This is a genomic window from Pseudomonas oryzihabitans (assembly GCF_006384975.1).
In the GTDB taxonomy this organism is placed as follows: domain Bacteria; phylum Pseudomonadota; class Gammaproteobacteria; order Pseudomonadales; family Pseudomonadaceae; genus Chryseomonas; species Chryseomonas psychrotolerans_B.
This window is the reverse complement of record NZ_CP021645.1, coordinates 2,147,707-2,172,392: the sequence shown is the minus strand read 5'-3', so window position 1 is coordinate 2,172,392 and position 24,686 is coordinate 2,147,707. Positions and strand designations below refer to the sequence as shown.

Below are 24,686 nucleotides of genomic sequence, written 5' to 3'. Positions count from 1 at the left end.
GGTTCTAGATCGGCTGGCGGGCCATAACTCATGCCTATGGTAAGGTTGAGTTTCGTCCACGGCCCGCTCCGTCCGGGGCGTCCAGTCGCCTGGATGCTGCCACGGACATCTCCTAGGCCACCCTCTGCAATCGTGAGTAGCCATGCTCGACAAACAGACGCACCTCAAACAACTTGAGGCGGAAAGCATCCACATCATCCGTGAAGTGGCCGCCGAGTTCGATAATCCGGTCATGCTGTATTCCATCGGCAAGGATTCGGCCGTGATGCTGCACCTGGCCCGCAAGGCCTTCTTTCCCGGCAAGCTGCCGTTCCCGGTACTCCACGTGGACACCGGTTGGAAATTCCAGGCCATGTACGAATTCCGCGACCGCATGGTGCAGGACATGGGCCTGGACCTGCTGGTGCACAAGAATCCGGAAGGGGTCGCCCAGGGCATCAACCCCTTCACCCATGGCAGCGCCAAGCACACCGACATCATGAAGACCCAGGGCCTCAAGCAGGCGCTGGACAAGTACGGCTTCGACGCGGCCTTCGGCGGCGCCCGCCGCGACGAAGAGAAGTCCCGTGCCAAGGAGCGCGTCTACTCCTTCCGCGACAGCAAGCACCGCTGGGACCCGAAGAACCAGCGTCCCGAGCTGTGGAACATCTATAACGGCAAGACCAACAAGGGCGAGTCGATCCGGGTGTTCCCGCTGTCCAACTGGACCGAGCTGGACATCTGGCAGTACATCTACCTCGAAGGTATCCCGATCGTGCCGCTGTACTTCGCCGCCGAGCGCGAAGTGATCGAGAAGAACGGCACCCTGCTCATGATCGACGACGACCGCATCCTCGAGCACCTCTCGCCCGAGGAGAAGGCGCGCATCCACAAGCGCCAGGTGCGCTTCCGTACCCTTGGCTGCTACCCCCTGACCGGCGCGGTGGAGTCCCAGGCGACCACGCTGACGGACATCATCCAGGAGATGCTGCTCACCCGCACCTCCGAACGCCAGGGCCGGGTCATCGACCACGATGGCGCCGGATCCATGGAAGAGAAGAAACGTCAGGGGTATTTCTAAGATGTCGCACCAATCCGAGCTGATCGGCCAGGACATCCTGGCCTACCTCGCGCAGCACGAACGCAAGGAGCTGCTGCGCTTCCTCACCTGCGGCAACGTCGACGACGGCAAGAGCACCCTGATCGGGCGCCTGCTGCACGACTCCAAGATGATCTACGAGGATCACCTGGAAGCCATCACCCGCGATTCCAAGAAGGTGGGCACCACCGGCGAGGAGGTCGACCTGGCGTTGCTGGTGGACGGCCTGCAGGCCGAGCGCGAGCAGGGCATCACCATCGACGTGGCCTACCGCTACTTCTCCACCGCCAAGCGCAAGTTCATCATAGCCGATACCCCCGGCCATGAGCAGTACACCCGCAACATGGCCACCGGGGCGTCCACCTGCGACCTGGCGATCATCCTGGTGGATGCCCGCTATGGCATCCAGACCCAGACCCGTCGGCACAGCTACATCGCCTCGCTGCTGGGCATCAAGCACATCGTGGTCGCCATCAACAAGATGGACCTGCTGGGTTTCGACGAAGCCGTGTTCGAGCGCATCAAGGATGACTACCTGGCCTTCGCCCAGCGCATCGACCTGAGCGCCAAGGACATCCATTTCGTGCCCATGTCGGCGCTCAAGGGCGACAACGTGGTGAATCGCAGCGAGCAGACGCCCTGGTACAGTGGCAAGCCGCTGATGGAAATCCTCGAGACCGTGGAAATCGCCGCGGATCGCAACCTGGACGACCTGCGCTTCCCGGTGCAGTACGTCAACCGGCCCAACCTCAATTTCCGCGGCTTCGCCGGGACCCTGGCCTCGGGCGTGGTGACCAAGGGCGATGCCGTGGTGGTCCTGCCGTCGGGCAAGGGCAGCCGGGTCAAGTCCATCGTCACCTACGACGGCGAGCTGGAGCAGGCCGGTCCCGGCCAGGCGGTGACCCTGACCCTGGAAGACGAGATCGACATCTCCCGTGGCGACGTGCTGGTGCATGCCGACAACCGTCCCCAGGTGACCGACAGCTTCGAAGCCATGCTGGTGTGGATGGCCGAGGAGCCCATGCGGCCGGGCAAGAAATACGACATCAAGCGCGCCACCAGCTACGTGCCCGGCTCGCTGCCGAGCATCGTCCATACGGTGGACGTCAACACCTTGGAGCGCGGTGCGGCCAGCGAACTCAAGCTCAACGAGATCGCCCGGGTCAAGGTGGCCCTGGATGCCTCCATCGCCCTGGATGGCTACGGCGTCAACCGCACCACCGGCGCCTTCATCGTCATCGACCGCCTGACCAATGGCACCGTGGGCGCCGGCATGATCATCGCCGAGCCGGTGGGTAACGGCGGTCATGGCCATGGCGCGCACCAGTTGCATGTAAGTACCAGCGAGCGGGCCGCCCGTTTCGGTCAGCAGCCCAGCACGGTGCTCTTCACCGGCCTGTCCGGTGCCGGCAAGACCACCCTGGCCTATGCCCTGGAGCGGCGCCTGTTCGACGCCGGTCGCGCGGTCTTCGTGCTGGATGGCCAGAATCTGCGGCACGACCTGAACAAGGGATTGCCGCAGGATCGCGCCGGTCGCCGCGAGAACTGGCTGCGGGCCGCCCAGGTCGCCCGTCAGTTCAACGAAGCGGGTCTGATCGCTCTCGCGGCCTTCGTCGCGCCGGATGCCGAGGGTCGTGCCCAGGCCCAGGCGTTGATCGGTGCCGAGCGCCTCTTGACGGTCCACGTCAAGGCATCGCCCAAGGCTTGTGCCGAGCGGGATCCGCAAGGTCTCTATGCTGCCGGTGGCGATAATATTCCGGGCATCTCCTTTGCCTATGATGAGCCTGAAGACGCCGACCTGGTGTTGGATACCGAGCAGTTGTCGGTAGAGGAGGGCGTCCAGCAGATCCTCGACGCTCTGCGCCAGCGCCAAGTGATCTAAGGCACCCGTAACAAAAAACCCGCCGAAAGGCGGGTTTTTTGTTGGGCCCTACCAGCGCGGTGGCGGGCCGTAGTAGTAGCCACCGGGTGGCGGCGGCGGGCCGTAATACACGGGGCGGGGCTCCACCACGCGATACTCGTAGACTGGCGCGGGCTCGTAATAGACCACACGCGGCGGAGGCGGCGGTGGAGGGCCTTGCACATAGACCGGTTCCCGGGCATAGGAGTTGGAGATGATGGCTCCGCCGACCACGGCACCCACCACCGCACCGAAAAAGGCCGGACCGGGACCGCGACCGTGGGCGGACGCCTGGCCAGCAATGGCGAGGCAACCGGCAAGCACCACAACCTGAGTGATGCGACGTAGCATGATGATTCTCCTGCGGCCCGGGGTTATGAAACCGGGCCTCTCTATCAGACCGCAACGGTGCTGAGTCGCCTAGATACCCTGGGGTAAAGTTTGGGTAAAACCAAATCCGGCGACATCAGTCCCAACAACTCGAGGTCGACGTGTCCCCGGGCCCTTGGGGCGCATCTCCTCCTGTATTAGGCACCGCTCGAGGTGCCCTGACTGCGAGACCGTCGTGCAGATTCTCTATACCGCTCTGATCCTGTTGCTGGTGGTGGGTGCCACCCGTCTCAGTGCCCATCTCATCCCCATCCCGCTGCCGCTGATCCAGGTGGTGGTCGGCGCCTTGCTCGCGTGGCCCACCCTGGGCCTGCATGTCGCCCTGGACCCCGAACTGTTCCTGCTGCTCTTCATCCCGGCGCTGTTGTTCTCCGATGGCTGGCGCATGCCCAAGCGCGAATTCTGGCGGCTACGGCGACCCATCTTCGTCTTGGCCTTCGGCTTGGTATTCCTCACAGTGCTGGGGGCAGGCTGGTTCCTGCACTGGATGCTCAAGCTGCCCTGGGCGGTGGCATTCGCCCTGGCCGCCGTGCTGTCGCCCACCGATGCCGTGGCCGTCTCCAGCATCGTCCGGGGCCGCCTGCCCAGCTCGCTGCTGCACGTGATTCAGGGGGAGGCGCTGCTCAACGATGCATCCGGCCTGGTGACCTTCAAGTTCGCCGTGGCGGCGGTCTTGACCGGGGTGTTCTCGCTGAGCCAGGCCAGCCTGAACTTCGTCTTCGTGGCTGTCGGTGGAGCCTTGGTAGGCGCCGTGCTGAGCTGGCTGGTCGGCCGGGCGCGCGCCTGGATGGTGATCAGTCGCGGCTGGAGCGATGCCGCGCCCCATGTGGTCTTCATGCTGCTGCTGCCGTTCGCCGCCTACGTGCTGGCCGAGCGCCTGGGCGTCTCGGGCATCCTGTCGGCGGTCGCCGCCGGGATGATGCAGAGTCGGATCGACATGCTGCCCCGGCAAACCGCTACCCGTTTGCTCAATCACAGTGTCTGGGGGCTGGTGGAGTTCGCCTTCAACGGCCTGGTCTTCGTCATTCTGGGATTGCAGTTGCCCGACATCCTGGCGGCGGCCCTGCCGGCCTCCCAGCCGCTCTGGCCGGCAGCCGGTTGGCTCGCGCTCTATGTGGTGGGCTCCTATCTGGTGATCATGGCCATTCGCTTCGCCGTCATCCTGGGTTACTGGCACCTCACCCGGCCCAGCGAAGGCCCCATGACCATCGCGGGAGATCCACGCTGTATCGCCGCCATCGCCTCTCTCAGCGGGGTGCGCGGGGCGGTGACCCTCGCCGGTGTGTTGTCCTTGCCACTGGTGCTGTCGAACGGGACGCCCTTTCCGCTGCGTGATGTCCTGGTGTTCATCGCGGCCGGTGTCATCCTGCTTTCCCTGGTGGTCGCGAGCATTGGCATTCCGCTGTTGCTGGCGCGTCTACCGGAGCAATCCAACGATCTCCTGGAGCGCGAGCGCTGCGAGGTGCGTATCAATGCCGCCCGGGCGGCCATCAGTGCGTTGGAGGGAGTGGAGTCGGGCGAGACGGAAGAGCCGGCGCGAGCGGCCCTGCAGGCCGAGATCAAGGCTGGCATCATCGCGGAATTCCGCGATGAGCTGAGTTCAGCCGATGACAGCGAGGATGCCAGAGCCTTGGCGCGGCTGAGAGCCAATCTGGATGGTGAGCTACGCCTGCTCGCCATCCGTGCCCAGCGCCGCGAACTCTATCGGCTGCGTATCGCTGGCGTGATCGACGACCTGGTGGTCACTGAATTCCTGCGCGAACTGGACATCCAGGAGACCGCGCTGATGCGCGATCAAGGCAATCGTTAGCGGCTGCAGAAGCGGCGGATACGCTCCGCTGCTTCCACGCACTCGGCCAGCGGGGCGACCAGCGCCATGCGCACCCGTCCGGCGCCCGGATTGATGCCGCCCACTTCACGGGACAGATAGGAGCCTGGTACCACGGTGACGTGTTCCGCGGCGAAGAGTTCGCGCGCGAAGCTTTCGTCATCGCCCGGTGTCTTCGCCCAGAGGTAGAAACCGCCGTCAGGTAGCGACACGTCCAGGCTGCCCTGGAGGACATCCAGGACGGCGGCGAATTTCTGCCGATAGAGTTCGCGGTTCTCGCGCACGTGGGCTTCGTCACGCCAGGCGATGGCACTAGCCTTCTGTACCTGCACCGGCATGGCACAGCCATGGTAGGTGCGATAGAGCAGGAAGCGCTTGAGGATGGCGGCATCACCAGCGACGAAGCCCGATCTCATGCCTGGCAGATTGGAGCGCTTGGACAGGCTGTGGAAGACCACGCAGCGGGCGAAGTCGCTGCGGCCCAGTTCCGCACAGGCGGTGAGCAGGCCGGGTGGCGGATTGTCTTCGTCGAAGTAGAGTTCGCTGTAGCACTCATCGGCGGCGATCACGAAGTCATGGCGATCGGCGAGTTCGATGAGCTTCTTCTGCGTCTCCAGGGGCAGCAGAGCCCCCGTAGGATTGCCGGGCGAGCAGAGGAACAGTAGCTGACAACGTTCCCAGACCTCGGTCGGAACGCTGTCGAAGTCCGGATTAAAACCCTGCTCCGCCAGGCAGGGCAGATAGTGGGGCTCGGCGCCGGCCAGCAGGGCGGCACCCTCGTAGATCTGGTAGAAGGGATTGGGGCTCAGCACCAGGCCGGCCTTGGCGCGATCCACCACCGCCTGGGTGAAGGAGAACAGGGCCTCGCGGGTACCGGTCACGGGCAGCACGTGGCGCGCCGGATCCAGCCAGCCCGCGGGCACGGCGAAGCGCCGGCTGGCCCAATCGGCGATGGCTTCGCGCAGGTCGGCGATACCCAGGGTGGTCGGGTAAACCGCCAGTTGATCCAGGTTGGCCGTCAGCGCCTCGGCGACGAAGGCGGGCGCCGGATGCTTGGGCTCGCCGATCGATAGCGGAATCGCCTTTATCGCCGCCGGTGGAGTGACGCCAGCGAGCAGGGCGCGGAGCTTCTCGAACGGATAGGGATGCAACAGGTCGAGGGTGGGATTCATCGTCGGGTGGTCCTTCGTTCGAGGCGCTAGATACTGATGCGGGTGAGCGGCGTCTGGCTCTCTGCTTCGCCCAGTTGCTTGATCAGGGCTTGCTGCAGGGCGGTGCAGAGTTGCGGGTCAGACAGGGGGCGTCCTTGCGCGTCGGTGACATAGAAGACGTCTTCCACGCGCTCGCCGAGGGTGGCGATCTTGGCGTTGAGCACGGACAGGTCGAAGTCGAGGAAGATGCGTCCCACCCGGGCCAGCAGGCCGGGGCGATCCGGGGCGATCAACTCGATCAGGCTCGCGGACCGCGCGGTCTCAGTATAGATGTTCACCTGGGGTGCGAAGCCGAAATGCTTGAGCTGACGGGTGACGCGCCGGTTGATGATGCTCGGGTACTCTTCCGGATGCTTAAGGGCTTCGGTCAGGCCGGCGCGGATCTGCGCGACTCGCGCCGGGTTGTTGCCGATCGAGCCGCCGTCGGCATCCAGCACTATGTAGGTGTCGAGGGTGAACTGGCTGGTCGAGGTGATGATGCGTGCGTCCTGAATGTTCAGGTTGAGCTGGTCCATCACCGCCACGGTCACCGCGAAGAAGTCGTGCTGGTCCGCGGCATAGATGAAGATCTGCGTCCCGCCTTCGGAGTCGCGTTGAGTCGTCTCGCGGATCAGCACCAGCGGTTCGGCGACATCTTCATGGCCGAGGATGGCCTCGGTGTGCCAGGCAACGTCCAGGGCCGTGTGGCGCAGGAAATAGTGGTCACCCAGCTGCGACCACAGCTGTTCGGCGGCGTCCGCGTCGATCCCGCGACGTATCAGGGTATCCAATGCCGACTGCTGGGTACTGCGGATCTGCTCTTCGCGGTTGACCGGGTTCTCCAGGCCGCGGCGCAGGGCCCGCTTGGTTTCGGTGTACAGCTGCCGGAGCAGCGTCGCGCGCCAGGAATTCCACAGCGAGGGATTGGTCGCGGTGATGTCGGCGACGGTGAGTACGTACAGATAGTCAAGGTGCGTGTGGTCGCCGACCGTCAGGGCGAAGTCGTGGATCACCTGCGGATCGGACAGGTCCTTGCGCTGGGCGGTGGTCGACATCACCAGGTGATTGCGCACCAGCCAGCTGACCAGGCGCGTGTCCCATTCGGGTAGCTGATGGCGACGACCGAAGGCTTCCACGTCCTCGGCCCCGAGCTCCGAGTGATCGCCGCCACGGCCCTTGGCAATATCGTGGTAGAGCCCGGCGATGTAGATCAACTCCGGCTTCGGCAGCTTGTGGATCACCCGGGTCGCCAGCGGATACTTCTCGGCGAGCACGTCGTAGCTCATCTTGCGCAGGTGCTTGATGAGATTGAGGGTGTGGGCATCGACCGTGTAGATGTGGAAGAGATCGTGCTGCATCTGGCCGACGATCTGGCCGAATTCGGGTAGATAGAGCCCCAGCAATCCGTAACGATTCATCCGCCGCAGGTTGCGATGGATGCCGGATTCGCTCTTCAACAGCTCGATGAACAGGCTGGTGTTGCGGATGTCCTGGCGGAAGGTGTCGTCGATCAGGTGGCGGCTGTCGCGCAGCAGGCGAATGGTGCCGGCGCTGGGGCCCTTGATCTCGGGATTCTGCGCCAGCAGGACGAATAGCTCCATCAGGGCGAAGGGGGTGCGCAGGAAGACTTGGGGATGCACCACCTCAAGGTAGCCATGGCGTACCTGGAATCTGTTGTTGAGCGGGCTGGCGGCACCAGGCGCCTGGTCGTCGCGCAGGTTCACTTCCTCGAAGTGCTGCATCACCACGTCACTCAGCTGGGAGACGTCCATCACCACGCGGTAGTACTTCTGCATGAAGCGCTCCACCGCCAGCTTGGCATCGTTGTCCTCGTAGCCGAGCAGGTTGGCGATGCGTCGCTGGTGGTCGAACAGCAGGCGATCCTCCGGGCGGCCAGCCAGCATGTGCAGCGCGTAGCGGACCTTCCACAGATATTCCTGGGCCGAGATCAGCAGACTGCATTCGCTCTCGGTGAGAAAGCCCTGGCCAACCAGGGCTTGCAGATTCAGGGTGCCGAACTGGCGCCGGGCGATCCACAGCAGGGTCTGGATGTCCCGCAGGCCACCCGGCGAGCCCTTGACGTTGGGCTCGAGGTTGTATTCGGTATCGTTGTACTTGGCGTGCCGCGTGCTTTGCTCGGCGCGCTTGGCCAGATAGAAGTCGCGTCCGGGCCACAGGTGTTCGACGCTGGTCGCTTGCAGCATCGCCTGGCGCAGCGACTCGGGGCCGGCCAACGTCCGGCTCTCCATCAGGTTGGTGATCACCGTCAGGTCGGCGAGAGCCTCGGTGGTGCATTCGCGCAGGGATCTCACGCTCTGCCCGACCGCCAGGCCCACATCCCACAGCAGCGTCAGAAAACCTTCGATGGGCTCGCGGAAACGCTCCTGTTCCTCTTCGGCCAGCAGGATCAGCAGATCGATGTCGGAATGTGGATGCAGCTCGCCACGACCGTAGCCGCCTACCGCCAGCAGGGCGATGCCGCCATCCGGCCAATCGAATCGATTCCAGGCCGCGACCAGCATCTGATCGACGAACCAGGCGCGGTCTTCTACCAGTCGCCGTACGCTACGCCCTGCCAGGAAGCGGGCATCGAGCGTCGCGTTCGCGGCGCGGATGAATTTCTTGAAAGCCGCGATGGGGCTGGCTTTCAGCGAGAGTTCAGCTTGGAACTGGCCGGCGTCGAACAACTCCGAATCGACCTGGGGCATGGTGCGCTCACCTCACGCAGGAACGCGGGGAAAGGTTTCATCCTTTCGCAGAGTCAGGATCTCGTAACCCTGGTCGGTGACCAGTACCGTGTGTTCCCACTGGGCGGACAGCTTGCGGTCCTTGGTGATGGCGGTCCAGCCATCGCCCAACAGGCGGGTCTCGTAGCGGCCCTGGTTGATCATTGGCTCGATGGTGAAGATCATGCCGGCCTGCAGCTCAAGCCCAGTGCCGGCGCGACCGTAGTGCACCACCTGCGGTTCTTCATGGAAGCCCTTGCCGATACCGTGGCCGCAATACTCGCGAACCACCGAGAAGCCATTCTTCTCGGCATGCTTCTGGATGATCTCGCCGATGTCGCCGAGGCGCGCGCCCGGGCGGACCAGGGAGATACCTTTATAGAGACACTCCTGGGTGACTTGGCACAGGCGATCGGCCCATTCGGGGACGTCGCCCACCAGGTACATCTTGCTGGTATCGCCGTGGTAGCCGTCTTTGATCACAGTGATATCCACGTTCATGATGTCGCCGCTCTTGAGCGGCTTGTCATTGGGGATACCGTGGCAAACTACGTGGTTCAGCGAAGTGCAGATGGATTTCGGATAGCCCTTGTAGTTCAGCGGGGCGGGGATGGCCTGCTGCACATTGACGATGTAGTCATGGGCCAGGCGATCCAGTTCCTCGGTGGTGATGCCGGGGCGGACGTGCTCGTCCAGCATTTCGAGCACCTCGGCGGCCAATTGGCCGGCGATGCGCATCTTGGCGATGTCTTCAGGGGTCTTCAGGATGACGGTCATCGGAAATCTCTAGGTATCACGTCGGGCGTTGGCGTTCGATCCGCTATTCTAACAGAGCCGGCGTCCGCACTGGGACTGCCGGCGGCGTCCGGCCTTTCCCCCTCTTCGGCAATAGCTGCTGGTGATATCCGGCAAGGCGTGATATAAAGTCGCGCGCTTTTTCGAGGCTCTGCCCTTTTAGCGCTCCTAACCCCACACACGCATCGACACGATGACCTGGGTGCTTCCGCAAGGAGGTTGGTCATTGGGATGCGTGGAGGCCCAACCCGACTACGAGGAACATCTAATGTCTCAAGTCTCCATGCGTGACATGCTGAAAGCCGGCGTGCATTTCGGCCACCAAACCCGTTACTGGAACCCGAAGATGGGCAAGTACATCTTCGGCGCGCGTAACAAGATCCACATCATCAACCTCGAAAAGACCCTGCCGATGTTCAACGAGGCCCTGACCTTCGTTGAGCGCCTGGCTTCCGGCAAGAACAAGATCCTGTTCGTCGGCACCAAGCGTTCCGCCGGCAAGATCGTTCGTGAAGAAGCCGCTCGTTGCGGTCAGCCCTTCGTCGACCACCGCTGGTTGGGCGGCATGCTGACCAACTACAAGACCATCCGTGCCTCGATCAAGCGTCTGCGCGATCTGGAAGTCCAGTCCCAGGACGGTACTTTCGACAAGCTGACCAAGAAAGAAGCCCTGATGCGCACCCGCGATCTCGAGAAGCTCGAGCGCAGCCTGGGTGGTATCAAGGACATGGGCGGTCTGCCGGACGCGCTGTTCGTCGTCGACGTTGACCACGAGCGCATCGCCATCACCGAAGCCAACAAGCTGGGCATCCCGGTCATCGGCGTGGTCGATACCAACAGCAGCCCGGAAGGCGTGGACTACGTCATCCCCGGTAACGACGACGCCTTCCGCGCCGTCCAGCTGTACCTGAGCAGCGTTGCTGACGCTGTTCTGCGTGGCGGCAGCAATGCCGGCGCCGGTGAGCAATTCGTCGAAGAAGCCGCTGCCGAAGCCGTCGAGGGCTAAGCGAAGCGACCCCTGGGGTCGAGTGGTTCGACGCGCGAGAAGGGGGCCTAGCCCCCTTTTTGCCTACTAGCGTTTCATTGGCTCCGCCATCCGTGCGGAGTGACCTCGAAACCGATTCAAGAGGATTTCAAACATGGCAGAAATCACTGCAGCCCTGGTCAAAGAACTGCGCGAGCGTACCGGCCAAGGCATGATGGATTGCAAGAAGGCGCTGGCCGCTGCCGGCGGCGACATCGAGAAGGCCATCGACGACATGCGTGCCGCTGGCGCTATCAAGGCCGCCAAGAAAGCCGGTAACGTGGCTGCCGAAGGCTCCATCGCGGTCAAGGTCGCCGACGATCACAAGGCTGCCGTCATCATCGAAGTCAACTCCCAGACCGACTTCCTGGCTCTGCAGGACGACTTCAAAGGCTTCGTTTCCGCCAGCCTGGACAAGGCCTTCGCCGAGAAGATGAGCGACGCCGCTCCGCTGATCGCCGCTCAGGAAGGTGCTCGTGAAGCCCTGGTCGCCAAGTGCGGCGAGAACGTCAACATCCGCCGTCTGACCCGTGTCGAAGGCGATGTGGTTGGCGCCTACCTCCACGGCCACCGCATTGGTGTGGTCGTCACCCTGCAGGGTGGCACCGCCGAACTGGCCAAGGAAATCGCCATGCACGTCGCGGCGAGCAATCCCCAGTTCCTGAACCCCTCCCAGGTTTCCGAAGAAGCCATCGCCAAGGAAAAAGAAATCTTCCTGGCGCTGAACGCCGACAAGATCGCCGGCAAGCCGGAAAACATCGTGGAGAACATGGTCAAGGGCCGTATCAACAAGTTCCTGGCCGAAGCCAGCCTGGTTGAGCAGCCTTTCATCAAGGACCCGGAAGTCAAGGTCGGCGAACTGGCCAAGAAAGCCGGTGCCGAGATCGTCTCCTTCGTACGTTACGAAGTGGGTGAAGGCATCGAGAAGGCCGAAGTCGACTTCGCTGCCGAAGTGGCTGCCCAGCTGGCGGCCAGCAAGCAGTAAGATCGGCATCCGCTGATGACCAGGAGGCCGCCCGCTTCGAGCGCGCGGCCTCTTTGTCAAATTGGAAGGCAGGTCTACTTTCTCGCCTCCCAACGAGTTTTTTGCTGATTCGAGTGAACGCAACTGCAGTTGCGCTTTCCTATCGCTGGATCAAAATCCCCCGCATATGTTCATCGCCACAGGAGAGAGTGAATGGCACAGCAGATGAGTGGTCGCCAACCCCGTTACAAGCGTATTCTGCTGAAGCTCAGTGGCGAAGCCCTGATGGGCAGCGAAGACTTCGGGATCGACCCCAAGGTGCTGGACCGCATGTCGCTCGAGATCGGGCAGCTGGTGGGTATCGGCGTCCAGGTCGGTCTGGTAATCGGTGGTGGCAATCTGTTCCGCGGTGCGGCACTGTCCGCGGCGGGCATGGACCGGGTGACCGGTGACCACATGGGCATGCTGGCCACGGTGATGAACGCTCTGGCCATGCGTGATGCACTGGAGCGTTCCAACATCCCCGCGACGGTGATGTCCGCGATCTCCATGGTCGGCGTAACCGACCAGTACGACCGCCGCAAGGCCCTGCGCCAATTGAAGGGCGGCGAAGTGGTCATTTTCTCCGCTGGTACGGGTAATCCGTTCTTCACCACCGACTCCGCCGCCTGCCTGCGGGCGATCGAAGTGGAAGCCGATCTGGTGCTCAAGGCCACCAAGGTGGATGGTGTATACACGGCCGATCCCTTCAAGGATCCCAATGCCGAAAAATTCGAGCGTCTGACCTACGACGAAGTGCTCGACCGCAAACTGGGTGTCATGGACCTCACGGCCATTTGTCTCTGCCGTGACCACAGCATGCCGTTGCGGGTATTCAACATGAACAAGCCCGGCGCCCTGCTCAATATCGTGGTGGGCGGTGGTGAGGGCACCCTGATCGAGGAGGGAGCAGCATGATCAACGAGATCAAGAAGGATGCGCAGACGCGCATGACCAAGACCCTGGAAGCCCTGGGCCACGCCTTTGCCAAGATCCGTACCGGACGCGCTCATCCGAGCATTCTGGACAGCGTTATGGTGTCCTACTACGGCAGCGATACACCGCTGCGTCAGGTCGCTAACGTCACCGTTGAGGATTCCCGTACCCTGGCGCTGAGCGTGTTCGACAAGAGCATGATCCAGGCGGTGGAAAAGGCCATCATGACCTCGGACCTGGGGCTGAACCCGGCCACCGCAGGCACCACCATTCGGGTGCCGATGCCGGCGCTGACCGAAGAGACCCGCAAGGGCTTCACCAAGCAGGCACGTGCCGAGGCCGAGCAGGCGCGGGTATCGGTGCGCAACATCCGTCGCGACGCCCTGGCCCAGCTCAAGGATCTCCTCAAGGAAAAGGAAATCAGCGAAGACGAAGATCGTCGCGCTCAGGACGAAGTCCAGAAGCTGACTGACAAGTATGTAGCTGAGGTGGACAAGGCTTTGGAGGCCAAGGAAGCCGACTTGATGGCTGTTTGACAACGGTTGGGACGTAGCATGGGCATGAGCAAGCCAGGCAAGGTGGTGCCACGTCACGTGGCAATCATCATGGATGGGAATAATCGCTGGGCACGTCGCCGGCTGCTGCCGGGTGTTGCTGGCCACAAGGCCGGCGTCGACGCCGTGCGGGCGGTCATCGAGGTCTGCGGCGACGCCGGGGTCGAGGTGCTGACGCTGTTCGCCTTCTCCAGCGAGAATTGGCGCCGTCCGGCCGATGAGGTGGGTGCGCTAATGGAGCTCTTCCTTTCCGCGCTACGGCGGGAAGCCAAGAAGTTGCATCAGAACGGCATTCGTCTGCGCATCATTGGTGATCGCTCGCTATTCCACCCGGAACTGCAAACGGCCATGGCCGAAGTGGAAGCGCTCACGGCCCACCATACTCGGTTCGTCCTGCAGATCGCCGCTAACTACGGTGGTCAGTGGGACATTACCCAGGCTGCCCAGCAACTGGCGCTGCAAGTCCAGCAGGGGACACTGCAGCCGGACGCCATCACGCCGGAACTGCTGCAGAGTCGCCTGGCAACCGGTGATCTGCCATTGCCCGATCTGTGCATCCGCACGGGGGGCGAGCATCGGATCAGCAACTTCCTGCTCTGGCAGATCGCCTATGCCGAGCTGTACTTCTCCGACCTGTTCTGGCCGGACTTCAAGCACGAAGCCATGCAGGCGGCCCTGGCCGACTTCGCCACGCGCCAGCGGCGCTTCGGCAGAACCTGCGAGCAGGTGGAAGCGGAGCTACGCGCCTAATGCTGAAACAGCGAATCATGACGGCGATGGTGCTACTGCCCATCGCCCTGGCGGGTTTTTTCTGGCTGGAAGGCGCGGCCTTCGCGCTGTTCATCGGTGCGGTCGTCGTGCTGGGTGCCTGGGAGTGGGCGCGCCTGGCGGGTCTGGAAGCCCAGGGCCTGCGCTGCGCCTATGCGGCCATCGTCGGCATCGCGCTGCTGGTCTGCTGGCGGCTGCCGGCCGGAGCTCATGGTCTGTTGTTCATCAGCCTGGCCTGGTGGCTGTATGCGACCGTCCTGGTGCTCACCTATCCCGATAGCGCCCGTGCCTGGCAGGCGCCCTGGCGCCGCCTGCTCATAGGCTTGGTCGTGCTGGTGCCGGCCTGGCAGGGGCTGATGTTGCTCAAGGCAGCGCCGGGCGGAAATCTATTGATTCTCGAAGTGATGATGCTGGTCTGGTTGGCCGATATCTTCGCCTATTTTTCCGGCAGGGCTTTCGGCAAGCGCAAGCTGGCGCCGGCAGTAAGCCCGGGCAAGAGCTGGGAAGGCCTCTATGGTGGCCTGGCGGCAGCGCTGATTGCGACCCTGGTGCTAGGGCTGGTACGAGGCTGGGGTCTTGGTGATCTGCTGCAGGCGCTCATCGGTGCCGCCTGCGTGGTGCTCATCTCCGTGGTAGGGGATCTCACCGAAAGCATGTTCAAGCGCCAGGCGGGCGTGAAAGACAGCAGCCAGCTGCTGCCGGGTCACGGTGGCGTTCTGGATCGCATCGATAGTCTCACGGCTGCCGTACCCCTGTTCGCGCTACTGCTCTGGTGGGCGGGTTGGGGTGTGCAGTGAGTGTTCAGCAACTCTGTGTGCTGGGAGCGACGGGTTCCATCGGTGCCAGCACCCTGGACGTCGTGGCGCAACACCCCGAGCGCTACGAGGTCTTCGCCCTTAGCGGGCATCGCCGTCTGAACGAACTGGCTGAACTCTGCCGCCGTTTCCGGCCCGTTTATGTGGCTGTACCGGACGAGGCATCGGCCAAGCAGCTGAGGCTGCTACTCGAAGATGCCAAGTCGGTTCCTGAAGTCCTGATAGGTGAGGGCGGGCTGGAAGCCATAGCTGCCGATCCGCGGGTCGATACCGTGATGGCGGCAATTGTCGGTGCGGCGGGCTTGAAGCCCACCCTGGCAGCGGTAAAGGCTGGCAAGCGGGTACTGCTGGCCAATAAGGAAGCCTTGGTGATGAGCGGCGCCCTGTTCATCGAGGCGGTGCGCGCCAGTGGGGCGACCCTGCTACCGATCGACAGTGAGCACAACGCCATCTTCCAGTGCCTGGCCGATCCGGCGAATCCTGGCCTAGCGCGCAAGGGCGTGCGTCGCATTCTGTTGACCGCTTCGGGTGGGCCGTTTCGACAGACACCTGCTGAGCAGTTGGTCGGGGTAACCCCCGACCAGGCCTGCGCCCATCCCAAGTGGTCGATGGGGCGGAAGATCTCGGTGGACTCCGCGACCCTGATGAACAAGGGGCTCGAGTTGATCGAGGCCTGTTGGTTGTTCGAGGCTACGCCCGAACAGGTCGAGGTGGTGATCCATCCGCAGAGCGTCATCCATTCCCTGGTGGATTATGTGGATGGCTCGGTACTGGCTCAATTGGGCAATCCCGATATGCGTACGCCTATCGCCCATGCCATGGCCTGGCCGGAGCGCATCGATTCCGGTGTGGCGGCGCTGGATCTGTTCGATATCGCCCGGCTCGAATTCGAGCGCCCCGACGAGGAGCGTTTCCCCTGCCTGCGCCTCGCCCGTGAAGCGGCCCAGGCGGGTGGTTGCATGCCGGCGACGCTCAATGCCGCCAATGAGGTGGCCGTCGAGGCCTTCCTCGAGGGTCGGCTGGGATTCACCGAAATTCCGCAACTGATCGAGTCGGTGCTCGCGAGCGCCGAGCCTCGCCCTGCCAAGGACCTCGCCGCGATCTTCGCGGCTGATACCACCGCTCGGCAGCTGGCACGGGAGTGGCTGGCGAGACGCTGAGTACGCGCCTCGACACCCGGCCCGCGAGTCCGCAGAATCTGCACACTGAGGTAGCGGAGACAGTTCATGACCATCCTTTATACGATACTGGGAACCCTGATCGCCTTGGGCGTGCTGGTGACCATCCACGAGTATGGTCATTTTTGGACGGCGCGCCGTTGCGGCGTCAAGGTGCTGCGCTTTTCCGTCGGCTTCGGTAAGCCTCTGGTGCGCTGGCATGACCGGCATGGCACCGAATTCGTCGTCGCGGCGATCCCCCTGGGCGGCTACGTGAAGATGTTGGACGAGCGCGAAGCGCCGGTCGCGCCCGAAGAGCAGCATGCCGCCTTCAATCGCAAGACGGTGCGTCAGCGCATCGCCATCGTGGCAGCGGGTCCCATCGCCAACTTCCTGCTGGCCATCCTGTTCTTCTGGCTGCTGGCGATGCTGGGCTCCCAACAGCCTCTCCCTGTGGTGGGGTCGGTCGTGTCCGGTACCCCTGCGGCCGTGGCCGGCATTCCGGCGGATGCCGAACTGACCGCCGTCGACGGCTCCCTGGTGGATAGCTGGTCGGCGGTCAATCTGCGATTGGTTGATCGACTGGGCGAGAGCGGTCCGCTGGAGATTCGCTACAGGCTGCCGGGCACCACGGCAGAGCAAAGCACTGTCATCCAGCTCGATGCCTGGCTGCGTGGCGCCGAAGATCCCGATCCCATTCAGGCCTTGGGTCTAAAGCCCTGGCGGCCCCAGGTACCGGCGGTATTCGCCGAATTGGATCCATCAGGTCCGGCGCAGGCCGCCGGCCTGAAGACGGGTGATCGCCTGGTCGCGCTGGATGGCGAAGCCATTGGCGACTGGCAGCAGGCCGTGGATTGGGTACGCGCCCATCCAAATCGCCGGGTAACGCTGACCGTCGAACGGCAGGGGCAACGGCAGGAAGTAGCCGTCCAGTTGGGTGCTCGCCACCTGGATTCGACCGAGTCGGGCTACCTCGGCGCTGGCGTGGCTCCCGTCAAGTGGCCAGCGGACATGGTTCGCGAAATCAGCTATGGACCGGTCGCGGCAGTGGGGGAGGGGCTCAGTCGTACCTGGCAGATGAGCGTGCTGACGCTGGTTTCCCTGAAGAAGATGCTCTTGGGAGAGCTGTCGGTAAAAAACTTGAGCGGGCCGATAACCATTGCTAAAGTGGCGGGCGCTTCTGCTCAGTCAGGCCTCGGGGACTTCCTCAATTTTCTGGCATACCTGAGCATTAGCCTGGGGGTTCTGAATCTGTTGCCGATCCCTGTGCTCGACGGTGGCCATCTGGTGTTCTATGTCGTCGAGTGGATTCGCGGGCGGCCCTTGTCCGAGCGTGTGCAGACATGGGGCATGCAGATCGGTATTAGCCTCGTCGTGGGTGTGATGCTGCTGGCTTTGGTCAATGACCTCGGTCGCCTCTGACACTCTGCTGATTGCCGAATCTGCCGCCTAGTGCGGCAGATTCTTTATTTGCCAGTTGGAATAAAAGGGACTCATGAAACGCCTGCTGCTACCTGCGGTAATAGCCGCGCTGATGATCGGCGAGGTACACGCCGAGTCCTTCACCATCTCCGATATCCGCGTTAACGGACTGCAACGTGTATCGTCCGGCAGCGTCTTTGGCGCCCTGCCGTTGAACGTGGGTGAGGCCGTCGACGACAACAAGTTGGCCGAAGCCTCCCGAGCGCTCTTCCGGACCGGTTTCTTCCAGGACATCCAGCTGGGTCGTGACGGTAACGTCCTGGTCGTGAACGTCGTCGAGCGGCCCACCATTTCCAGCATCACCCTGGAAGGGAACAAGGCGATCTCCACCGACGACCTGATGAAAGGTCTCAAGCAGGCCGGTCTCGCCGAGGGCGAGATCTTCCAGCGCGCCACGCTCGAAGGCGTGCGCAATGAATTGCTGCGTCAGTACGTCGCCCAGGGGCGCTACTCCGCCAGCATCGATGCCGAAGTGATCCCTCAGCCCCGCAATCGGGTGCAGCTGAAGATCAATATCAACGAAGGTCAGGTCGCGACCATCTCCCACGTCAACGTGGTGGGTAACACGGTCTTCCCCGAAGATGATCTCACCTCGCTGTTCGAGCTGAAGCCGAGCAACTGGCTGTCGTTCTTCAAGAACGACGATAAGTACTCGCGTGAGAAGCTGGCCGGTGACCTTGAGCGGCTGCGGTCCTACTATCTCGATCGCGGCTACATCAACATGGACATCACCTCGACCCAGGTGTCCATCACGCCCGACAAGAAGCACGTCTACATCACGGTCAACATCAACGAAGGCCAGAAATACACGGTTCGCGATGTGAAGCTGTCCGGCGATCTCAAGGTCCCGGAAGAAGAGCTGCGCAAACTGATGCTGGTCCAGCCGGGTCAGGTCTTCTCGCGCAAGGTCATGACCAGCACCGCTGACCTGATCACCCGCCGCCTGGGCAACGAAGGCTATACCTTCGCCAACGTGAACGGCTTGCCCGAGCCGCATGACGATGATCACAGCGTATCCCTGACCTACGTGGTCGATCCGGGCAAGCGTGCCTACGTCAATCGCATCAACTTCCGCGGCAACACCAAGACCGAGGACCAGGTGCTGCGTCGTGAGATGCGGCAGATGGAAGGCGGTTGGGCCTCCACCTATCTCATCGACCAATCCAAGACCCGCCTCGAGCGCCTGGGCTACTTCAAGGAAGTCAAGGTCGAGACGCCCCAGGTGCCTGGTACCGATGACATGGTCGACGTCAACTATAACGTCGAGGAGCAACCTTCGGGCTCCATCACCGCCAGCATTGGTTTCGCTCAGAGCGCAGGCCTGATCCTGGGTGGCTCCATCAGCCAGAACAACTTCCTGGGTACCGGCAATCAGGTCAGCATCGGCCTGACCCGTTCCCAATACCAGAGCCGGTACAACTTCAGCTTCACCGATCCCTACTTCACTCCGGACGGTGTGAGCCTCGGCTACAACATCTTCTACCGCAGCACCGATTACAGCAAACTGTACGACAGTGATGTCTCCTATTACTCGATCAACAGTCTGGGTACCGGTGTCACCCTGGGCTACCCGATCAGCGAGACCTCGCGCCTGACCTATGGTCTCTCCGTGCAAAACGACGAGATCAACCCAGGTACCTACAGTGCGGACGAGATCTACGATTTCGTCGAGCGCGAAGGGAAGGACTTCACCAACTTCAAGGCCAGCATCGGCTGGTCGAGCTCGACGCTCAACCGCGGTGTCTTGCCCACCCGTGGTGCTTCGCAGAGCCTGACCGGGCAGATCACCATTCCAGGCAGCGACCTGAGCTTCTACAAGCTCGACTATCGTGGCCAGCTGTTCACCCCGCTGACAGATAACACGGCGCTGCGGTTCCATACCGAATTGGGTTATGGCGACGGCTACGGCAGCACCGATGGCCTGCCGTTCTACGAGAACTACTACGCCGGCGGTTTCAACTCGGTACGGGGCTTCGAGGACAGCAGCCTGGGTCCACGCACCACACCACCGGGTAACCCGCCGACCTATGCAAACAAAGGTCAGGGCTACCGTGATCGCGACAAGTCCGAGGCCTTTGGCGGCAACGTGCTGATCACCGGCGGTGTGGAATACCTCTTCCCCTTGCCCTTCGTGAAGGACCAGAAGTCCCTGCGTACCGTGCTGTTCTGGGACGTGGGTAACGTGTTCAGTACCAAGTGCTATTTGAGCTCGACCCAAAACTGCGGCGACGTCAGCTTCTCGAACATGGCGAGTTCCGTTGGTGTTGGCCTGACCTGGGTTACCGCCCTGGGTCCGTTGAGCTTCAGTCTCGGTGTGCCGGTCAAGAAGCCGGGCAACTCCGATCCGCAGGTCTTCCAGTTCTCGCTGGGTCAGACGTTCTGACCCAGGCTACACCTTTGCGCTTTACGCAGGAGTCAACTGTGCACAAGTACACCCGTTACGCTCTGTTCGCTGCCGTCCTCGTTGCTGCCCCGGTTTTCGCCGATACCAAGATCGCCGTACTGAACTATCAGATGGCCTTGCTGGAATCGGATGCTGCCAAGAAGTATGCGGTCGACTCCGAAAAGAAATTCGGTCCCCAGCTCAATAAGCTGAAGGGTCTCGAAAGCTCCGCCAAGGACATCCAGGACAAGCTGGAAAAGGGCGGTGACAAGATGGCGCAAGCCGAACGTACCCGCCTCGAGAACGATTTCCGGCAGAAGGCCCGTGATTTCCAGTTCCAGTCCAAGGAGCTGAACGACGCCAAGGCCGCCTCCGACCGCGATATGCTCAAGCAACTGAAACCACGTCTGGACAAGGCCGTGGAGGAGGTGCTGAAGAAGGGCGATTACGATCTGGTACTCGAGCGGGGTGCCGTGGTGGACGTGAAGCCGCAATATGACATCACCCGTCAGGTGATCGAGCGCATGAACGCAGGTCGTTGATGAGCCGTACGACCTTTACGCTGGGCGAACTGGCGCAGTGGCTCGACAGCCGCCAGTTGACCGTGGAATTGCGCGGTACGCCCGAGCGTGTCGTGACCGGCTTGGCTACCTTGCCCGAGGCCGGTCCCGACCAGTTGAGTTTCCTGGCCAATCCGCAGTATCGCCGCTACCTGGGTGATACCCAGGCGGGTGCCGTACTGTTGTCGGAGAAGGATGCCGAAGGCTATGCCGGCGACGCCCTGATCCTGGCCAATCCCTATCTGGCCTACGCCCGGTTGTCCCATCTATTCGACCACAAGCCCCGTAGCCCAGCCGGCATCCACCCTACAGCTCTGGTGGCTGCGGATGCTGTCGTCGATCCTACGGCCGCCATCGGTCCCTATGTGGTGATCGAAGCCGAGGCGCGCATCGGTGCCGGTGTCAGTCTGGGTGCCCACTGTGTGGTAGGTGCTCGTAGCGTCATAGGCACCGACAGCTGGCTGGCGCCGCGGGTGACGCTCTATCACGATGTGATCCTGGGCGAACGCGCCGTCGTGCAGTCCGGTGCCGTGATCGGTGCCGAGGGCTTCGGTTTCGCCAACGAGCACGGCCAGTGGCAGAAGATCGCCCAGCTGGGTGGTGTGCTGATCGGCGACGACGTCGAGATCGGTGCCAACACCACCATCGACCGTGGCGCCCTGGCGAACACGGTGATCAGCAATGGTGTGAAGCTCGACAACCAGATCATGATCGCGCACAACGTCCAGGTCGGTGAGCACACCGCCATGGCCGCCTGCGTCGGCATCTCTGGCAGTACCAAGATCGGCAAGCACTGCACCATCGCCGGTGGCGTGGGCATGGTGGGTCATATCGAGGTGTGCGACAACGTGTTCGTCACCGGTATGACCATGGTGACCCGCTCGATTACCGAGCCCGGCGCCTATTCTTCGGGCACGGCCATGCAACCAGCGGGTGAATGGAAGAAGAGCGCCGCTCGGATTCGTCACCTCGACGACATGGCCCGCCGTCTGCAACATTTGGAAAAAATCGTGGCTACCGTGACCTCGCGGGATGACGCTGCTTCTGATGCTTGATTCTGCATCGGATGTTTCCCTTCTTTGAACAGGCCTTCCCCGACCATGATGGACATCAACGAGATCCGCGAATATCTCCCGCATCGCTATCCCTTTCTGTTAGTGGATCGCGTGACGGAGCTGGATATCGAAGCCAAGCGCATTCGTGCCTACAAGAACGTCAGCATCAATGAGCCATTCTTCACCGGCCATTTCCCGCAGCACCCGATCATGCCGGGCGTGCTCATCGTCGAGGCGATGGCTCAGGCAGCCGGTGTGCTGGGTTTCAAGATGATGAATTCGTCCCCCGCCGATGGCACCCTGTACTACTTCGTCGGATCGGATAAGCTGCGCTTTCGGCAGCCGGTTACGCCGGGCGATCAATTGATCCTCGAAGCGCGCTTCCTCAGCACCAAACGTGGCATCTGGAAATTCGAATGCCAAGCCAGTGTGGACGACAAGCCTGTCTGCTCGGCTGAAATCATCTGCGCGGAACGCAAACTATGACGTTGATCGACCCCAGGGCTATCGTCGACCCCCAGGCACGGCTCGCCGCCGATGTCCAGGTCGGCCCCTGGTCGATCATCGGGCCGGATGTCGAGATAGGCGAGGGGACCATGATAGGTCCGCACGTCATCCTCAAGGGGCCGACCGTTATCGGGCGTCACAACCGGATCTACCAGTTTTCCTCGATTGGCGAAGACACCCCTGATCTCAAATACAAGGGTGAGCCGACTCGGCTGCGTATCGGTGATCACAACGTTATCCGCGAAGGGGTCACCATCCATCGCGGGACGGTGCAGGATCGCGAAGAGACCACCATCGGCGATCACAATCTGCTGATGGCCTATGTGCACATCGGTCATGACAGCGTGATCGGCAATCATTGCATCCTGGTCAACAACACGGCGCTTGCCGGGCACGTGCATGTCGACGACTGGGCGATCCTGTCCGGCTATACCCTGGTGCATCAGTTCTGTCGCATCGGTGCCCATAGTTTTTCCGGCATGGGCACGGCAATCGGCAAGGATGTGCCGGCCTATGTCACGGTATTCGGCAATCCGGCCGAGGCCCGGAGCATGAATTTCGAGGGTATGCGCCGTCGCGGCTTCTCCACGGAAGCCATCCAGGCACTGCGCCGCTCCTACAAGGTGGTCTACCGCCAAGGGCTGACCGTCGATGACGCCATGAAGGAACTGGAGCCGGTGGCTCAGCAGTTTCCCGAGGTGGCGGTATTCCGTGATTCCATCCTGAGTGCCACGCGTGGCATCACCCGCTGAGTTCGCCCAGCGCCCTTTGCGTGTGGCGCTGGTGGCGGGAGAAGCCTCGGGTGATCTGCTCGGCGCAGGCCTCATGCAGGCGCTGCGCGCGCAGCATCCCCACATCTCCTTCATGGGGGTCGGCGGTCCACGGATGGAAGCCGAAGGGCTGGTCTCCGAATTCCCGATGGAGCGACTGGCCGTCATGGGGCTGGTCGAGGTGCTCGGCCGCCTGCGCGAACTGCTGGGCCGGCGCAAGGCGCTGATCGCCCAGTTGCTCGAGGCCCGGCCCGACGTCTTCATCGGTATCGATGCCCCCGATTTCGTCTTGGAGATCGAGGCTCAGCTGCATCGCGCAGGCATCCCGGCCGTGCACTACGTCAGTCCTTCGGTCTGGGCCTGGCGGCAGAAGCGAGTACTGAAGATCCGCGACGGCTGCGACCTGATGCTGACCCTGTTTCCCTTCGAGGCACGCTTCTACGAAGAACAGCAGGTGCCGGTGCGCTTCGTCGGCCATCCGCTGGCCGACACCATCCCGCTCGACAGCGACCGCTTGGCCGCGCGCCAGGCCCTGGGTTTGCCGCAGGACGGGCAGGTCGTCGCCCTGTTGCCCGGTAGCCGTGGCGGTGAAGTAGGGCGCCTGGGTGCGCTGTTCCTGGACGCCGCCACGCAACTGCTGGCCGTGCGCCCCGAGGTGCGTTTCGTGCTGCCCTGCGCCAACGCCGCGCGGCGCGCGCAGGTGGAGCAGCTGTTGGAGGGCCGGCCGCCGTTGCCGCTGCTGTTGACCGATGGACGCTCCCACGAGGTACTGGCCGCCTGCGATGGCGTGCTCATCGCCTCCGGCACCGCGACCCTGGAAACGCTGCTGTTCAAGCGGCCCATGGTGGTGGCCTACCGGGTGGCGCCCCTGACCTACCTGATCCTCAAGCAATTGGTGAAGAGTCCCTATATCTCGCTGCCCAATCTCCTGGCCGGGCGCAAGCTGGTGCCCGAGCTGATCCAGCACGAGGCGACGCCGGAGCGACTGGTGGCCGAGCTGCTGCCTCTGCTGGAGCGTCCCGAGCAGCAGACCGATAGCTTCGAAGCTATCCATCACAGCTTGCGTCGCGATGCCTCGGTGCAGGCGGCGCGTGCGGTGCTGGCTCTGCTGCAGGAGCGTGGCTGATGCAGCTGGGTCTGGACTTCAATCTGGTCGAGGCGTTGGTCGCCGGAGTGGACGAGGTCGGTCGCGGTCCGTTGTGCGGCGCCGTGGTCACGGCGGCGGTCATCCTCGATCCGGGCAAGCCCATCCTGGGGCTGAACGATTCGAAGAAGCTGTCGCTGCTGCGGCGCGAGGCCCTGTTCGAGGAAATCCAGGAGAAGGCCCTGGCCTGGTGTGTCGCTAGGGCCGAGGTCGCCGAGATCGATCGGCTGAACATCCTGCATGCCACCATGCTGGCCATGCAGCGAGCCGTCGAAGGACTGGCGGTGCAGCCGCGGCTGGCGTTGATCGACGGCAACCGCTGTCCCAAGCTGGCCGTACCCAGTTCTCCGGTGGTGAAGGGCGATAGCCAGGTCCCGGCGATCGCCGCCGCGTCGATCCTGGCCAAGGTGACTCGCGACCGCGAAATGCAGGCGCTGGATGCGCTCTATCCCGGCTATGGCCTGGCCGGGCACAAGGGCTATCCCACCGCCGAGCATCTCGAGGCGCTCAAGCGCCTGGGACCAACGCCCATTCACCGGCGCTCCTTCGCGCCGGTACGTGACGCCTGGCTCGCCCTCGAGACCCAGGCCTCGACCCAGATCGTCGCTACCTACTGACCGT

22 protein-coding genes are annotated in these 24,686 nt (G+C 62.8%); 18 read left to right on the top strand and 4 right to left on the bottom strand.

The window, feature by feature from the left end:
- Positions 1 to 142: 142 nt before the first annotated feature.
- Together cysD and cysN are read left to right on the top strand one after the other, a co-directional pair.
- Positions 143 to 1,060, top strand: a complete 918-nt coding sequence (gene cysD, locus CCZ28_RS09605; RefSeq protein WP_058761973.1) for a sulfate adenylyltransferase subunit CysD — start codon at positions 143 to 145, stop codon at positions 1,058 to 1,060.
- A 1-nt stretch (position 1,061) separates the two neighbouring features.
- Positions 1,062 to 2,960, top strand: coding sequence for a sulfate adenylyltransferase subunit CysN (gene cysN, locus CCZ28_RS09600; protein ID WP_140217614.1), 1,899 nt, complete (start codon positions 1,062 to 1,064; stop codon positions 2,958 to 2,960).
- A 48-nt stretch (positions 2,961 to 3,008) separates the two neighbouring features.
- On the opposite strand, the gene CCZ28_RS09595 is transcribed toward cysN, so the two are convergent.
- Positions 3,009 to 3,329: a hypothetical protein gene (locus tag CCZ28_RS09595; protein ID WP_140217613.1), complete on the bottom strand. Its 321-nt coding sequence runs from the start codon at positions 3,327 to 3,329 to the stop codon at positions 3,009 to 3,011.
- Positions 3,330 to 3,543: 214 nt separating this feature from the next.
- Between CCZ28_RS09595 and CCZ28_RS09590 the strand changes: the two genes are divergently transcribed.
- On the top strand, positions 3,544 to 5,178 hold the full coding sequence (locus tag CCZ28_RS09590; RefSeq protein WP_140217612.1) for a Na+/H+ antiporter: 1,635 nt from the start codon (positions 3,544 to 3,546) through the stop codon (positions 5,176 to 5,178).
- Here CCZ28_RS09590 and dapC read toward each other — a convergent pair.
- The 3 genes from dapC to map are packed head-to-tail and all read right to left on the bottom strand — an operon-like array spanning position 5,175 to position 9,889.
- Entirely contained in the window at positions 5,175 to 6,368 is a 1,194-nt protein-coding gene (dapC, locus tag CCZ28_RS09585; RefSeq protein WP_140217611.1) for a succinyldiaminopimelate transaminase, read from the bottom strand. The genes CCZ28_RS09590 and dapC overlap by 4 nt on opposite strands.
- A 26-nt stretch (positions 6,369 to 6,394) precedes the next feature.
- The gene (locus CCZ28_RS09580) at positions 6,395 to 9,094 is read right to left on the bottom strand and encodes a [protein-PII] uridylyltransferase (protein ID WP_140217610.1); all 2,700 of its coding nucleotides are present in this window, start codon (positions 9,092 to 9,094) and stop codon (positions 6,395 to 6,397) included.
- 12 nt (positions 9,095 to 9,106) lie between these two features.
- Positions 9,107 to 9,889: a type I methionyl aminopeptidase gene (map, locus tag CCZ28_RS09575; RefSeq protein WP_140217609.1), complete on the bottom strand. Its 783-nt coding sequence runs from the start codon at positions 9,887 to 9,889 to the stop codon at positions 9,107 to 9,109.
- Between the two features lie 286 nt (positions 9,890 to 10,175).
- Here map and rpsB point away from each other — a divergent pair, with 286 nt between their 5' ends.
- The 15 genes from rpsB (at position 10,176) to rnhB (ending at position 24,682) form a co-directional block, all read left to right on the top strand.
- Positions 10,176 to 10,913, top strand: a complete 738-nt coding sequence (gene rpsB / locus CCZ28_RS09570) for a 30S ribosomal protein S2 (protein ID WP_140217608.1) — start codon at positions 10,176 to 10,178, stop codon at positions 10,911 to 10,913.
- Positions 10,914 to 11,046: 133 nt separating this feature from the next.
- A complete protein-coding gene (gene tsf / locus CCZ28_RS09565) occupies positions 11,047 to 11,916 on the top strand; it encodes a translation elongation factor Ts (protein WP_058766640.1) in 870 nt (289 codons plus the stop codon).
- 192 nt (positions 11,917 to 12,108) lie between these two features.
- Entirely contained in the window at positions 12,109 to 12,852 is a 744-nt protein-coding gene (gene pyrH / locus CCZ28_RS09560) for a UMP kinase (RefSeq protein WP_058761982.1), read from the top strand.
- The gene (frr, locus tag CCZ28_RS09555) at positions 12,849 to 13,406 is read left to right on the top strand and encodes a ribosome recycling factor (protein ID WP_140217607.1); all 558 of its coding nucleotides are present in this window, start codon (positions 12,849 to 12,851) and stop codon (positions 13,404 to 13,406) included. Before pyrH ends, frr begins: the two co-directional genes overlap by 4 nt.
- Before the next feature lie 18 nt (positions 13,407 to 13,424).
- Positions 13,425 to 14,174, top strand: a complete 750-nt coding sequence (gene uppS / locus CCZ28_RS09550) for a polyprenyl diphosphate synthase (protein ID WP_140217606.1) — start codon at positions 13,425 to 13,427, stop codon at positions 14,172 to 14,174.
- Positions 14,174 to 14,989, top strand: coding sequence for a phosphatidate cytidylyltransferase (locus tag CCZ28_RS09545; RefSeq protein WP_140217605.1), 816 nt, complete (start codon positions 14,174 to 14,176; stop codon positions 14,987 to 14,989). Before uppS ends, CCZ28_RS09545 begins: the two co-directional genes overlap by 1 nt.
- Entirely contained in the window at positions 14,986 to 16,167 is a 1,182-nt protein-coding gene (ispC, locus tag CCZ28_RS09540) for a 1-deoxy-D-xylulose-5-phosphate reductoisomerase (protein WP_205894655.1), read from the top strand. Before CCZ28_RS09545 ends, ispC begins: the two co-directional genes overlap by 4 nt.
- A gap of 66 nt (positions 16,168 to 16,233) precedes the next feature.
- Positions 16,234 to 17,586, top strand: a complete 1,353-nt coding sequence (rseP, locus tag CCZ28_RS09535; protein WP_140217603.1) for an RIP metalloprotease RseP — start codon at positions 16,234 to 16,236, stop codon at positions 17,584 to 17,586.
- A gap of 73 nt (positions 17,587 to 17,659) precedes the next feature.
- Positions 17,660 to 20,029: an outer membrane protein assembly factor BamA gene (gene bamA / locus CCZ28_RS09530; RefSeq protein ID WP_140217602.1), complete on the top strand. Its 2,370-nt coding sequence runs from the start codon at positions 17,660 to 17,662 to the stop codon at positions 20,027 to 20,029.
- 38 nt (positions 20,030 to 20,067) lie between these two features.
- Positions 20,068 to 20,571: an OmpH family outer membrane protein gene (locus CCZ28_RS09525; protein ID WP_140217601.1), complete on the top strand. Its 504-nt coding sequence runs from the start codon at positions 20,068 to 20,070 to the stop codon at positions 20,569 to 20,571.
- On the top strand, positions 20,568 to 21,644 hold the full coding sequence (lpxD, locus tag CCZ28_RS09520; protein WP_205894654.1) for a UDP-3-O-(3-hydroxymyristoyl)glucosamine N-acyltransferase: 1,077 nt from the start codon (positions 20,568 to 20,570) through the stop codon (positions 21,642 to 21,644). The genes CCZ28_RS09525 and lpxD overlap by 4 nt, the downstream gene beginning before the upstream one ends.
- Positions 21,645 to 21,689: 45 nt before the next feature.
- The gene (fabZ, locus tag CCZ28_RS09515; protein ID WP_140217599.1) at positions 21,690 to 22,130 is read left to right on the top strand and encodes a 3-hydroxyacyl-ACP dehydratase FabZ; all 441 of its coding nucleotides are present in this window, start codon (positions 21,690 to 21,692) and stop codon (positions 22,128 to 22,130) included.
- Positions 22,127 to 22,903, top strand: a complete 777-nt coding sequence (gene lpxA / locus CCZ28_RS09510) for an acyl-ACP--UDP-N-acetylglucosamine O-acyltransferase (protein WP_140217598.1) — start codon at positions 22,127 to 22,129, stop codon at positions 22,901 to 22,903. The genes fabZ and lpxA overlap by 4 nt, the downstream gene beginning before the upstream one ends.
- Positions 22,904 to 22,919: 16 nt before the next feature.
- Positions 22,920 to 24,047: a lipid-A-disaccharide synthase gene (lpxB, locus tag CCZ28_RS09505; protein ID WP_167509293.1), complete on the top strand. Its 1,128-nt coding sequence runs from the start codon at positions 22,920 to 22,922 to the stop codon at positions 24,045 to 24,047.
- Positions 24,047 to 24,682 carry a ribonuclease HII gene (gene rnhB, locus CCZ28_RS09500; RefSeq protein WP_058766633.1) on the top strand — a complete coding sequence of 212 codons (636 nt, stop codon included), beginning with the start codon at positions 24,047 to 24,049 and terminating at the stop codon, positions 24,680 to 24,682. Before lpxB ends, rnhB begins: the two co-directional genes overlap by 1 nt.
- Positions 24,683 to 24,686 lie beyond the last annotated feature (4 nt).